This is a genomic window from Micromonospora sp. NPDC085948 (assembly GCF_040686315.1).
Taxonomy (GTDB): Bacteria; Actinomycetota; Actinomycetes; order Mycobacteriales; family Micromonosporaceae; genus Micromonospora.
In genome coordinates this window covers 66,419-78,868 of sequence record NZ_JBFBJW010000018.1, presented here as the reverse complement: position 1 = coordinate 78,868, position 12,450 = coordinate 66,419, and the positions used below count along the sequence as shown (strand labels likewise).

Below are 12,450 nucleotides of genomic sequence, written 5' to 3'. Positions count from 1 at the left end.
ACCAGCCGGCCCCGGTCGGCCGGGCGGCGCACCGGTGCACGCGGGCCGGCACACCGGTGGCCACGCGCCGGCGCATCGACGGGCCCGGTTTCGCCGGGAGCGGGTTCGGGTACCGCCGCCCACGACCGCACATCCCTGCCGGAGCTTCCGCCCGCCAGTCGAGGAGGGCACCATGTCCGCCGTTCCCCTGCCGCCGCTGCCGCCCGCACCCGCACCCGAGGAGGGCTACCGACCCGGTGGCCGCAACATCGCCGACATCGTCGATCGGGAGCACCGTCAACTGGTGGCGCTGCTGGACCAGCTGACCGGCCCGGACGCCACACCGCGGGAAGGGCTGCCGGTGCTCACCGCCGCGTTGTCGCGGCACCTCTCCGCTGAGGAGCAGTACCTGCTGCCGGCGGTACGCGCCGCGCTGCCGGCGGCCGCCGAGCGGGTGGACGCCGAGATCAACGCCGACGCCAGTCTGCTCAGCGCCCTGAAGGGCGCGACCGACGAGGCGTTGGCCGAGATCGCCGAGCGGGTCCGCCACCACGTCGACGGGGTGGGTGCGCTCGTCACCGAGCTGCGCGCGGTCGCGACCCAGGAGGAGCTGATCCGGCTGGGCAACCGGCTGGAGATCGCCGAGGAGGCCGCACCGACCCGGCCGCACCCGGGCACTCCGGCCACCCCTCCGTGGAACCGGATCGTGGAGCCGGCGGTCGGGGTGGTGGACAAGGTGCTCGACGCGGTGACCCGCCGGCCGACGTACCTGGCGGACCTGCCGGAGTCGCCGCGGGACTGACGGCGGCGGCGATCCCAGGTGCATTCATTATCACCGATCCGCTCGGGCTATTCCGCCGACTGACGTGTAGTCCTACCGTCACGGTATGAACCTGGAGCTGCGTCACCTGCGGGTGGTCTGCGCGATCGCGGAGACGGGGAGTGTGACGAAGGCGGCGTCGGCGCTCGGCCTGGCCCAGCCGGCGCTGACCGCCCAGCTCCAGCGCATCGAGCGGACCCTGGGCGGCCCGCTGTTCGACCGGGACCGGCGCGGCGCCCGGCCCACCGCTCTCGGTGAGCTGGTGCTGGCTCGGGCCCGGGTGCTGCTGCCGGCGATGAAGGGGTTGCAGGACGAGGCGGCCCGGCTGGCCGGGGCCGGCGACGCGCCGCCGTGCTACCGGTTCGGTGGGGTGAACAGCCCGATCCTGGGCCGGATGGTGCACCGTCTGGCGGCCGAGCAGCCGCCGGCCCAGATCACCACGCTCGCCTCCTGGTCGGTGGACGAGCTGGCGCAGTTGGTGGCGGGCGGCCGACTGGACTTCGCCCTCACCGGGGTGTGCGGCGACGCCAGCCCGTCGGCGGGGTTCGGGTTGAGCTGGCAGGAGGTGGCCATCGACCCGGTGCTGGTGCTGCTGCCCGAGACGCACCCCCTCGCCGCGCACGACGAGGTGCGCCTGGCGGACCTGCGGCACGAGCAGTGGGTGGCCGCCCCGGGCGACGGCTGCTTCGCCGACTGCTTCGCCACCGCCTGCGCGCGCGCCGGATTCACCCCCCGCAAGGTGTACGAGACCGACATCCGCGGCTGCGTCGACCTGGTGGAGGCCGGGGTGGCGATCGCGCTGTGCCAGGCGACGTTCCGCCCGGTGGCCGGGTTGGTCACCCGCCGTCTCGCCGGCGTACCGCTGCGCTGGCGGCTCCTGCTCGGCTGGCATCCGGACTCCCCCGCCGCCCGGGAGGCCGACCTGATGGTGCAGACGGCGAAGGCGGCGTACGTCGACTCGTTGGCCCCGCATCCCGCGTACCTGGACTGGCTGCTGCGTCACCCGGCGTTCGGCGTCCGGCAGCCCACCGGGGTCCGACCGGGCTGAGCGGGAGGTAACCGGCCGGTGGCGGTGCGAACCGCCGTGGGCCGGGTATCTGGCGGACATGACCGACCTCTACCCGCCCGCCGACGACCGGGAACTGCTCCGCGAGGCGGCCGCCGCGCACACCGCCGCCACCCGTGCGGTGGAGGCGTTCCTGCGCCGCCTGCCGCAGGTGCCCGACCCGGCCGCCGTCACCGAGTACGCCAACCTGCTCACCCGGGAGGACCAGACCCGCACCGACCGCGACGCCGCCGCCGACGCGGCGGGGCTGACCATCGCCAGCCTGGAACCGGACCAGGGCCAGTAGCGCAGACGCGATCGGTGCCGTCCCCGGCCGGGACGGCACCGTTCGCGCGTGGTGTCGTTCAGAGTTCGACGAGCGGGTCGTGTCCGAGGTCGAGCAGCGAGTGCCGCCAGGTGTCGTCGGCGTTGCCGCGCGACGGCTTGGCGTCCATCAGCTCGCGGATCCGCTCGACCGCCTCCCGCATCACCTCGATGTCCTCCGGGGTGAGGTCGACCTTGCGTTTGTTCAGCACCTTGAGGATCTCCCGGCCCGGCTGGGGCAGGTCGAGGTTCGGGTTCGGGCTGAACGACTCCTCCCCGGAACCCCTGGTCAGCAACCACGTCCGCAGTTGCTCCGACGGGACGTTGACCTCGGCGTGGAAGTCCTCCCAGAGGACTTCCACCTCGGGGTCGAGCCGCGCTTCGCGTACCATCAGGTCTCCTCTCCGGGCGGTTTCCCGGACGTCTCCGGGTCGTCCTGGTCGGTCTTGGGATGCAGGCCCTCCGCGGGCACCCGCGTACGGCGGGGGTTCGCGGTGGGCGGCGCCAGGATCGGGTCGGGATGGTCGTCCTCGTCCCGGGCTTTCGTGGGCTCGTGCGGGTCCTCGTGCTCGTCTCGTCGCGCCGGCCCGCTCATCGCGGGTGGGTGGTCGTGGCGGCGGTGTACCCCCGCTCGCCCGCGGTCACGTCGAAGGTGAGCGCCCCGTCGCGGACGTCCACCGTGACCTTCTGCCCCGGTGAGATCGCCGACTCCAGCAGCATCCGGGACAGGTGGTTGTCGACCTCCCGCTGGATGACCCGACGCAGCGGACGGGCGCCGAACTCCGGCTGGTAGCCGTGCTCGGCGAGCCAGTCGATGCCGGCGGTGGTGAACTCCACCTGGAGGTCCTGGGCGTGCATGCGGCGGCGGGTCTCCTCCAACAGCAGCGCGGTGATGTCGCGCAGCTGCTCGGCCTCCAGCCGGCGGAAGATGATGACCTCGTCGATGCGGTTGAGGAACTCCGGGCGGAAGTTCTCCTGCAGGCGGCGCATCAGTCGCTCCCGCAGTTCGTCGTTCTCCTGCTCGCTGCCCACGTCCCCGCTGCCGAAGCCGACCGAGCGCTGGGCGCCGGTGATCAGCTCCGAGCCGAGGTTGCTCGTCATGATCAGCACGGTGTTCTTGAAGTTCACCGTGCGACCCTGACTGTCGGTCAGCCGCCCGTCGTCGAGCACCTGGAGCAGGATGTTGAACACGTCCGGGTGGGCCTTCTCGATCTCGTCTAGCAGCACCACCGCGTACGGGCGGCGGCGCACCGCCTCGGTGAGCTGACCGGCCTCCTCGTAGCCGACGTATCCGGGTGGAGCGCCGACCAGTCGACTGACCGTGTGCCGTTCCTGGAACTCGCTCATGTCCACCCGGACCATCCGGTCCGCCTCGCCGAACAGCGCCTCGGCCAGGGCACGGGCCAGCTCGGTCTTGCCGACACCCGTCGGGCCGAGGAACAGGAAGCTGCCCATCGGTCGTTCCGGGTCGGCCAGCCCGGCCCGGGAGCGACGGACGGCCTCGGCGACGGCGGTGACCGCGTCGTCCTGGCCGACCACCTTCTGGTGCAGGTGCCCCTCCAGGCGCAGCAGCCGGTCGCGTTCCTCCTCGGTGAGCTGGCTGACCGGGATGCCGGTGGCCCGGGAGACCACCTCGGCGATCTCCTGCGGACCCACCTCGGGCACCTGCGAGGTGGACGAGCCGTCGTCACCGTTCGCGCGACGGATGTCCCCCTCCAGCTCGGAGATCCGGTCCCGCAGGGCGGAAGCGCGCTCGTACTGCTCGTCGGTGACGGCCTGTTCCTTGTCCCGGCGTACCTCGTCGAGCTCCTGCTCCAGCTCCCGCACGTCGGAGGCGGGCGTACGGGTCCGCAACCGCACCCGGGCGCCGGCCTGGTCGATCAGGTCGATGGCCTTGTCGGGCAGGAACCGGTCGGTGACGTACCGGTCGGACAGCTCGGCGGCGGCGACGAGCGCCTCGTCGCTGAAGCGCACCTGGTGGTGGGCCTCGTACCTGTCGCGCAGGCCACGCAGGATCGCGATGGTGTCGTCGACGCTGGGCTCGGGCACCAGCACCGGTTGGAAGCGTCGGGCCAGCGCGGCGTCCTTCTCGATGCTCTTGCGGTACTCGTCGAGGGTGGTCGCGCCGATCACCCGCAGCTCGCCGCGGGCGAGGGCGGGTTTGAGCATGTTGGACGCGTCCATGCCGCCCTCGCTGCCGGCGCCGCCCGCCCCGACCAACGTGTGGATCTCGTCCATGAAGATGATCAGCTCGTCCCGGTGCGCCCGGATCTCGTCGATCACCTTCTTCAGCCGTTCCTCGAAGTCGCCCCGGTAGCGGGTGCCGGCGACCAGGCCCGCCAGGTCGAGTTGGACGACCCGCTTGCCGAGCAGGGTCTGCGGCACGTCCCCGTCGCAGATCCGTTCGGCCAGCCCCTCCACGATGGCGGTCTTGCCGACGCCGGCCTCCCCGATCAGCACCGGGTTGTTCTTGGTGCGCCGGGACAGGATCTCGATGGCCTGCTCGATCTCGTCGGCGCGTCCCACCACCGGGTCGATCTGGTCCATCCGCGCCAGCTCGGTGAGGTCCTGCCCGTACTGGTCGAGGGTGGGCGTGCCGCGATCCGGCTTGGGCCCGGTCATCGGTCCACGCTCGGCGTTGGCGGCCTGCAGCGACTCGGGTTGGATCCGGCCGGCGGCCAGCATCCGACCGGCCGGCGACTCCGGGTTGAGCGGCAGCGCCATCAGGATGTGCTCGGGGCCGATGTAGTTGGCGCCCATCGCCCGGGACAGTTGGTGGGCGTCGAGCAGCGCCCGCTTGGCGGCCGGGGTCAGCGACAGGTTGGGCGGCACCTCTCCGCGTGGCGCGCCGTCGCCCTTGCCGCCGAGCGCGTTGAGCAGGGTGTCCGGGTCTGCTCCGGCCCGGCGTACCAGGTCACGTAGCGGTTCGCGTTGCAGCGCCGCCCAGAGCAGGTGGTCGGTGTCCAGGTCGTTGCTGTGGCGTTGCGCGGCCCGTCGGGCCGCGTCGGCCAGCATTTCCCGGGCGTCCGCGGTCATGAGTCGGGTGATGTCGACCCGGTGCGGCGGTCGGCGTCCTCCCTCGCCCCGACCGAAGTACCTGGCCAGGAATTCGTCCCACGGGTCGGAGCCGGTGTCACCGGGTCCCATCATGTCTGTCCTCCGCAGTCGGGCGCGGCACGGTCGGCAGGGGCTACCCGGCGCGCGCCCCGACAAACGCCGCGGGAGACGGCGTACCGGCATCCCGGGAGTGGCGTCGGGTCGGGACAGGCCGTTTGGTGGCAGGCTGGCCGGATGGATGAGACCCCGCTGCTGATCGTGGATGGCGCCAACGTGGTGGGCTCCCGCCCGAACGGGTGGTGGCGTGACCGGGCCGGTGCGGCCGCCCGTCTGCGCGACTCGCTCGCGCCGGTGGCGACCATCGGGTTGCCGGCCCGACTGCCGGCACCGGTGGAGGTGGTGCTGGTGGTCGAGGGTGCCGCGCGGGACGTACCCGGGACCGACGGCGTCCGGGTGGTCTCCGCACCCGGCTCCGGCGACGACAGCGTGGTCGACCTGGTCGCGGGCGCACCGCTTCGGCGTCGGTTGGTGGTCACCGCGGACCGGGAGCTGCGCGAGCGGGTCACGGCCCTGGGCGCGGAGGTGTACGGACCGCGCTGGCTCCGGGAGAACTGAGAAGTTCTCGCACTGGGAGTCCCACACAACGGACTCCCGGCACTTCCAGGTGCCTTCCGGACAGGCGGGCAGGAACACCGACAGGGCGGATGTTCTTTCGCGGCGGCCGATAGGCTCTAATGGAGATCTCCCCGCCCCCAGGAGGTTCCGCCGTGGCGAGCGTCGCCGAGCTGAAGGCTGCCATCGATGTCGCCCTCCAACAGATCGGTGACGGGCAGACAGCCGTGCAGGCGGCCGGCGAGAAACTGGCCGAGGCGCAGCAGACCCTGGCCGGCGCGCTGGAGGGCAGCGGGCACGAGACAGTGGAGGCGGCCCAGGCGTCGCTGACACAGGCCAGCCAGGAGCTGGAGGAGTGTCTCGCCGCGACACTTGTCGCGGTCGAGCAGGCGCAGCTCTACGTCGCGACCCTGTAGGCCGCCATGTCCATCATCGAGGACGTCGGTGGGCAGGTCCGCGCCGCCAGCGAGGAGTTCCCGCTGGCCCTGCTCGGACAGGCGTTGGAGAAGTTCGGCCTGGCCGCGGAGCGACTGCGCTGGGTCCGTCAGGAGTCGGCCAACCCGATGGGGGTGCCGGAGTTGTCCGCCGCGACCGAGCACGCCGAGAGCGCCGGCTACGCGCTACGGGTGGCGCAGGAGCAGCTCTCGGCGTATCTGGCGGCGATCGGGTTGGGCGCGGACGGCGCTCCGGCGCCCCGCCCCGAGCAACGCGCTCCCCGACACGACACGCCGCCGGCGGCCGGTCCCAGCGCGGTCGCCCCGGAGCCGACCGAGCAGGTCCGGATGCGCCGCTGGTGGTCGGTGCGGGTGGCGGAGCTGACCGGCGGGCGCGAGGGCGCCGACGAAGAGCCCGACGAGCGGGTGAACGACTCCCAGGAACTGCTGCGCCGAGTGGTGGGTGGTGTCCGCTCCGGCGACCGGGACCGGCTCCGCACGGAGCTGCGGCGGGCGCCGGCCGACGTGGGGCTGGGGATGGCGGCGCTGGCGCCGCCGCTGCTGCGCGAGCTGGCCGGTGAGCTGCTGGGGCATCCGCCGCGCGCCGCCGACCTCGGTCGGTTGCGCGGGGAGTTGGACGGGCGGGTCCGCGACCTGCTGCCCGGGCTGCCGCCGCCGGTGCTGGAGACGCTGCTGACCCGGGTGTGCCGGATGCCGCCGCCGCGTGCCTCCGGGGAGCCGCCGCACGCCGCCGACTCCGCGGTGACCGCCGGTGTGGCGACCGGGCTGCTGCTCGCCCGTCTCGGCCGGGACCTGCCCTCCGGCGCGGGCCAACCAGCCGGCGCGGGCGACCAACGCGGAGCGGGTCAACCGGGCGGCGCGGGCCAACCGGGCGGCGCGGGCCAGCAACGCGGTGCGGGCCGCGCAGGTCAACACGGCGGAGCGGGTCAGCCAGGCGGCGCGGGTCAGCACGGCGGCGTGGGTGCGCGTCCTGGTGGTGCGGTTCGGCGGCCGGGGGATGCGGGTGGACAGCGCTCCGGTGGGTTGCCGCCGCGTTCGGGCAGCCCGTGGCGGGACGCGCCGACGCGTCGGAGCTCCGATGGCTGACCGGCGTGGTCAGCTGGCCGGGCGAATCCGGGACAGCCTGGCCGAGGCGCTGGGAGCCACCCGTACCCGGCTGTCCGCCGCCCAGGCGGAACTGACCGCCGGGCGGGAACGACTGGCCCGGGTCCAGCGGGCGGCAGCCGCCGTACCGGAGCGGGTGGGCGCCCAGCGGGACCGCCGCATCGCCGAGATCGACGCCCGCTACTCCGCCCGGATCGCCGAGCTGGCCCGGCGCGCCGCCGAGGCGGCCCGGCAGGAGGCGCCCGGCTGCGCGGGGGCCGACTGGGTGGGGTGGGCGCCGACGCCGACGCGGCGCGCGGAGCCGCCCGGCGCGCTGCGGGTCGGCACGGTCCGGATCGACGGCGTCGATCCGGTGCCCGCGCTGGTGCCGCTGCTCGACGCCGGCCACGTCCACCTCTCCGGAGACGATCGGGCCGGCTGCGACGCGGTGGTGTCCGCGTTGCTGCTGCGGGCCGCCGGCCGCGCCGACCCCGGGGCGGTACGGCTGGTCGGGTACGACCCGGAGCAGCTCGGCGGCGGCCTGGCCGGGTTCGCGCCGCTGGGCACGGCGGGGCTGCTCACCTTCGTCGGCCCCGGTGGGCTGGGTCCCCTGCTCGACGACCTGGTGGAGCAGATCCGCCGGATCAACGAGACGGTGCTCGCCGGTGAGTACGCCTCGCTACGGGAACTGGCCGCCGCGACCGGCCGGCGACCCGAACCGTGGCGGGTGGCGGTGCTGCTCGGCGGCGACGAACTCAACCGGCACGAGCGCGGCCAACTGGACCGGGTGGTCCGTGCCGGCGCGGCCTGCGGGGTGCACCTGGTGGTACACGGGGTGCCGGTGCCGGAGGACCCGACGGTGACCCGGGTGGTCGCCGGGGCCGCCGGTGCGCGCATCGGCGGGTCGGCCGGGCTGCCGGTCCGGCTGGATCCGCCGCCACCGGCGACGCTCGTCACCGAGACGTGCCGGGAGATCGCCGTCCAGGTGAACGCCGGCCCGCCGCCGACCCCGTTCGCGGACCTGCTGCCCCCGCCCGAGCTGATGTGGCGGGAGGATTCCGCCGACGGGTTGACCGCCCCGATCGGTGAGGGGCCGCAGGGTCGACCGGTACGGCTGTCGTTGGGCGACTACCCGCCGCACGCGCTTATCGGTGGGCCGTCCGGCACCGGCAAGACCAACCTGATCTTCGCGTGGATCGGCGCGCTCGCCGCCCGCTACTCCCCCGCCGAGCTGGAGTTCTATCTGCTGGACTTCAAGGAGGGGGTGTCCTTCGCGCGGTTCGCGCAGGGCCGCCGTGACCCGAGCTGGTTGCCGCACATGCGCCTGGTCGGCATCAACGTGAACACCGACCGGGAGTTCGGCCTGGCGCTGCTGCGGTTCCTCGCCGAGGAGCTGCGCCGGCGCGCCGACGCGGCCAAGAAGCACGAGGTCACCAAGCTGGCCGAGCTGCGGGCGGTCGACCCGACCGGGCACTGGCCGCGGATCGTCGCGGTGGTCGACGAGTTCCAGATGCTGCTGGCCGGTCGGGACGTGGTCGCCCGGGAGGCGGCCGACCTGCTGGAGGACCTGGCCCGGCGCGGCCGGTCGCAGGGCATCCACCTCGTGCTCGCCTCGCAGGACGTGCGGGGCATCGAGGCGCTGTGGGGGCGGCCCGCGCTCGTCGCCCAGTTCACCCTGCGCATCGCGCTGCCCAAGGCGCTGCGGATCCTCGCCGAACGCAACGACGCGGCACAGTCGCTGCCCCGCTGGCACGCGGTCGTCAACGCCGAGTCGGGGATGGTGGAGGGCAACGAGGTCGCCCGGATCCCGTCGGCCAGCGACTGGGAGACGTGGAGCGGGTTGCAGCACCGGCTGTGGCGGATGCGCCCGCCCGACGCGGCGCCGGCCCGACTCTTCGACGGCGACGCGATCCCCCGGCTGGCGGACGCCCCGGACTTCCGGGCGCTCGCCGCACCCCCGGACGGGAGCGTGCCGCGCAGCCCGGTGGCCCTGCTCGGCGAGATCATCGACGTGCAGTCCCGCTCGGCGGCGCTGCGCCTGCCGCGCGCCCCGGGGCGTAACCTCGCCGTGCTCGGCACCCGGGTGGACGAGGCGTGCGCGGTACTGGACGCGGCGGCCCGGTCACTGGCCCGCCAACATCCGCCCGGCACCGCCCGGTTCTCCATCGCCTGCCTCGACGCGGACGCCGACCCGATGGCCCGCGCCCTCTACGACGACCTGGCCGACGACGCCGCCTGGTACGACGAGGAGACCGTGGGCGAGCTGATGGCCGAGACGGCCGACGGGCTGACCGGGCCGGGAAGCCCGCACTACCTGCTGCTGTTCGCGGTCGACGCGGCGGCCGGCGCGCTGGCCGCCCGCGCTGGCCGGCGCACCGGCCTGGAACAGCTACGCCGGATCCTGCACGACGGGCCGGAACGACGGACGCACGTGCTGGCCTGGTGGCGGGGTGTGGCCCGGATGCGCGCCGACCTCGGTGGTCCGGCCGCCCGCACCGACCAGATCGGCGCCTGGGTGGCGCTGGACGCGCACGGCGGCGAGCTGGGCTCCTCGCTCTACCCCGGCACCGGCGGCCCGGACTGGTATCCCCGCCCGTGGCGCGGGCTCTTCTTCGACCGGGCGGTCCACCGCACCGGACAGGTGATCATCCCTTACGGACCGTCGCGATGAACGAACCAGTGGCCAGCGAGACGTACGCGGCGCAGTTGCGGCGACTGGCCGAGCTGACCGCACGGGTGGGTGAGCAGCGCGCCGAGGCGCACACCTGGTACGAGCGGCAGTGCGCGGCTGCCGAGCGGGCCGTCGCCGACGCCGCCGAGCAGGTCCAGCACGCCGAGGTGGAACTCGTCGAGGCGCGCGAGCAGCAGGAACGCGTCGACGCCGAGGTGGCGCACCTGTGGCAGCAGGTGCGTACCCGCCTCGGCGCCCGTCGTCTCGGCGGCCCGCCCGCTCCGGCGAACAGCGGCGGGGCCACCGACGCGCTGGCGCTCCTCACCCGGGCCCGGGACCTGCTCGACCGGGCCGGCCAGCCGGGTGAGCTGCCGGGTTCGGTCAACCCCCTGCTGGCGCTCTGCGGGGTGGGCGGTGCGGTGTTCGCGTACGCGCTGGGGGCCGGGGCACGGGCGTTGGGCGTCGGGTACGGCGGCGACCTGGCGGTCGGGATGCCGGTGCTGGCGCTGGTGGTGACCCTGTTCGGGCCGTTGGTCGGGCTGGCGCCGGCGCGGGTGCTGGCCGACCGGCGGCACGCGGTGCTCGGACCCCGGCCGATCATCGTGGTGCTCGGCGCGGGGTTGGTCACGACCGCATTGCTGCTGGCGCTCGGCCGCTGAGCGCGGTCGTCCAGCGGGGGTCCGCCGGCCGTCGCCGCGGTCTTCCACGGGGCGCCGCGGCCGGCGATGATGGACTCGGGTCCGGAAAGACGGGCCATCCCCGCCGCCCGGACCCCGCGACTTCAAGAAAGCCGAGTCGATCACCCGCCGCGCCACACCGGACCAGGCCGCGCCACACCAGGCCGCGCCACACCGGTCCGGCGACGGCGGGCCGGGCCGTCAGGCCGGGACCAGGACGGCCTCGCGGAGCAGGCGGCGGGTCAGGGTGACCCGGTCGGCGTCGTCGGGCAGGCCGGGCAGGTCACCGACCCGGGTGACCGCGCCGCTGAGCAGGACACGAGCCGCCGCCTCGCAGTCACCAGGCAGGGTGATCGTGCGGTCGAACAGCCGCAGCGCCACCGTGTCCGAGCCGTGCGGCACCAGTTGCCAGCGCAGGCCGGGCCGCAGGGTGACCCGGGCGTCGGCGTCCAGCGCGGCCACCGCGTCGGCCTGGGCGAGCGGTCGGATGGGTGCCGGGCGGGCAGCCGGCCAGGCCCGCTGGCGCAGTCGCGCGGCGACCGCGCCCGGGTCGGCGCGCAGCAGCCAGTCCCGCAGCGCCTCCACCGTCTCGGTCAGCTCCGGCTCGATGGCGTCCGGGTCGGCGACGTCGGTGCCGAACGGCAGGGTGGCCCGCAGCCGCTGGTCCTCGGCGGCCAGCGCGAGCAGCTCCTCGACCAGGGCGTACCGGGTGAGCGCCCGAATGCCCACGGTCAGGTGCAGGGAGCTGGCGTCCTGTGCCTGCGCGCTGTGCAGCCAACCCCGGGGCAGGTAGAGGGCGTCGCCGGGGGCGAGCACCACGTCCAGCGCGGCGGGGCCCTGCGCGGTCGCGCCGACCTCGTCGGCCCGGCCACCCCACGGCTGCTTCTCCAGCGGGTCGGGCAGCACCGGCGGGTGGATCCGCCAGTGCTTGCGGCCGTCCACCTGGAGGACGAACACGTCGTGCGTGTCGTAGTGGGTGGCGAATCCCTGACTGCCGGCCGGCGTCAGGTAGGCGTTGATCTGCAACGGCTGGTTGAGCGCGAGGCCCAGGTCGCGGGCGAAGTCGACGAGCGGCGGCCAGATCCGGTGCAGACCCTGCAACACAAGGGTGGCGCCAGCGGCGTACTGCTCCAGGACCCGCTCGTCGAGCACCTGGTCGCCGATCTCGGCGCCGGCACCGCCGCCGCCGGTCCAGCGCGCCGCCGGCACCAACTGGCCGTCCCTGGCGACCCGCAGGAACGGGGTACGCAGACCGCGCCGGCTCAGCAGCTCGTCGGCGTCGGCGGGGCTGAGCAGGTCGGTGAAGCCGGCCGGGTCGGGCAGCTCGGCGGCGCGGGACAGCAGCGGCGTGTGTCCCCAGTGCGCGGCGGCGAACTTGGCCGGTTCGACCGAGACGCAACGGGCCAGCGCCGCGGCGGCGGATGCGGACGGAACCGCCGGGCGGCCGTGGCCGCCCGGCGGATCGAGGTGCGTCATGGTGTGCCGCTACCGCGCGCTGCCGTCGGCGCCACCGTCCTGGTGACCCGGCGTCGCACCGCCGTCGGCGGGACCCTCCGCGCCACCATCGGCGCCACCGTCCTGGTGACCGGGGGTCGCGCCACCGTCGGCCGGGCCCTCCGCGCCACCGTCCGCGCCACCGTCCTGGTGACCGGGGGTCGCGCCACCGTCGGCCGGGCCCTCCGCGCCACCGTCCGCGCCACCGTCCTGGTGACCGGGGGTCGCGCCAC

General features: G+C 74.6%; 13 protein-coding genes. 8 read left to right on the top strand and 5 right to left on the bottom strand.

What is annotated here, in order from left to right; translation table 11 throughout:
- The first annotated feature begins 172 nt into the window (after positions 1-172).
- The 3 genes from AB0O48_RS31190 (at position 173) to AB0O48_RS31180 (ending at position 2,151) form a co-directional block, all read left to right on the top strand.
- Positions 173-781 carry a hemerythrin domain-containing protein gene (locus tag AB0O48_RS31190; protein ID WP_357254145.1) on the top strand — a complete coding sequence of 203 codons (609 nt, stop codon included), beginning with the start codon at positions 173-175 and terminating at the stop codon, positions 779-781.
- An 85-nt stretch (positions 782-866) separates the two neighbouring features.
- Positions 867-1,847 (top strand): LysR family transcriptional regulator, encoded by a 981-nt coding sequence (locus AB0O48_RS31185; RefSeq protein ID WP_357254143.1) that lies wholly within the window; start codon positions 867-869, stop codon positions 1,845-1,847.
- 58 nt (positions 1,848-1,905) lie between these two features.
- Positions 1,906-2,151 carry a hypothetical protein gene (locus tag AB0O48_RS31180; RefSeq protein ID WP_357254141.1) on the top strand — a complete coding sequence of 82 codons (246 nt, stop codon included), beginning with the start codon at positions 1,906-1,908 and terminating at the stop codon, positions 2,149-2,151.
- A 58-nt stretch (positions 2,152-2,209) separates the two neighbouring features.
- Here AB0O48_RS31180 and AB0O48_RS31175 read toward each other — a convergent pair whose 3' ends face one another.
- The 3 genes from AB0O48_RS31175 to AB0O48_RS31165 are packed head-to-tail and all read right to left on the bottom strand — an operon-like array spanning position 2,210 to position 5,318.
- Complete coding sequence (locus tag AB0O48_RS31175; protein WP_357254139.1) at positions 2,210-2,560, bottom strand: DUF3140 domain-containing protein; 351 nt, start codon at positions 2,558-2,560, stop codon at positions 2,210-2,212.
- Positions 2,560-2,763, bottom strand: coding sequence for a hypothetical protein (locus AB0O48_RS31170; RefSeq protein ID WP_357254137.1), 204 nt, complete (start codon positions 2,761-2,763; stop codon positions 2,560-2,562). Before AB0O48_RS31170 ends, AB0O48_RS31175 begins: the two co-directional genes overlap by 1 nt.
- Entirely contained in the window at positions 2,760-5,318 is a 2,559-nt protein-coding gene (locus tag AB0O48_RS31165; protein WP_357572584.1) for an ATP-dependent Clp protease ATP-binding subunit, read from the bottom strand. The genes AB0O48_RS31170 and AB0O48_RS31165 overlap by 4 nt, the downstream gene beginning before the upstream one ends.
- A gap of 141 nt (positions 5,319-5,459) precedes the next feature.
- On the opposite strand from AB0O48_RS31165, the gene AB0O48_RS31160 reads away from it, so the two are divergent.
- The 5 genes from AB0O48_RS31160 to AB0O48_RS31140 all read left to right on the top strand — a co-directional run bounded on the left by AB0O48_RS31160 (position 5,460) and on the right by AB0O48_RS31140 (position 10,705).
- Positions 5,460-5,840 carry a hypothetical protein gene (locus AB0O48_RS31160; RefSeq protein WP_357254133.1) on the top strand — a complete coding sequence of 127 codons (381 nt, stop codon included), beginning with the start codon at positions 5,460-5,462 and terminating at the stop codon, positions 5,838-5,840.
- Between the two features lie 152 nt (positions 5,841-5,992).
- Positions 5,993-6,253 carry a hypothetical protein gene (locus AB0O48_RS31155; protein WP_030504016.1) on the top strand — a complete coding sequence of 87 codons (261 nt, stop codon included), beginning with the start codon at positions 5,993-5,995 and terminating at the stop codon, positions 6,251-6,253.
- Between the two features lie 6 nt (positions 6,254-6,259).
- Positions 6,260-7,378, top strand: a complete 1,119-nt coding sequence (locus AB0O48_RS31150) for a hypothetical protein (protein WP_365069491.1) — start codon at positions 6,260-6,262, stop codon at positions 7,376-7,378.
- Entirely contained in the window at positions 7,371-10,046 is a 2,676-nt protein-coding gene (locus AB0O48_RS31145) for an FtsK/SpoIIIE domain-containing protein (protein WP_357254129.1), read from the top strand. Before AB0O48_RS31150 ends, AB0O48_RS31145 begins: the two co-directional genes overlap by 8 nt.
- The gene (locus AB0O48_RS31140) at positions 10,043-10,705 is read left to right on the top strand and encodes a hypothetical protein (RefSeq protein ID WP_357572581.1); all 663 of its coding nucleotides are present in this window, start codon (positions 10,043-10,045) and stop codon (positions 10,703-10,705) included. The genes AB0O48_RS31145 and AB0O48_RS31140 overlap by 4 nt, the downstream gene beginning before the upstream one ends.
- A 219-nt stretch (positions 10,706-10,924) precedes the next feature.
- Here AB0O48_RS31140 and AB0O48_RS31135 read toward each other — a convergent pair whose 3' ends face one another.
- Together AB0O48_RS31135 and AB0O48_RS31130 are read right to left on the bottom strand one after the other, a co-directional pair.
- On the bottom strand, positions 10,925-12,199 hold the full coding sequence (locus AB0O48_RS31135) for a cupin domain-containing protein (protein ID WP_357254125.1): 1,275 nt from the start codon (positions 12,197-12,199) through the stop codon (positions 10,925-10,927).
- Positions 12,200-12,208: 9 nt separating this feature from the next.
- On the bottom strand, positions 12,209-12,450 hold a 242-nt coding region (locus AB0O48_RS31130), incomplete at its 5' end, for a hypothetical protein (protein WP_357254123.1).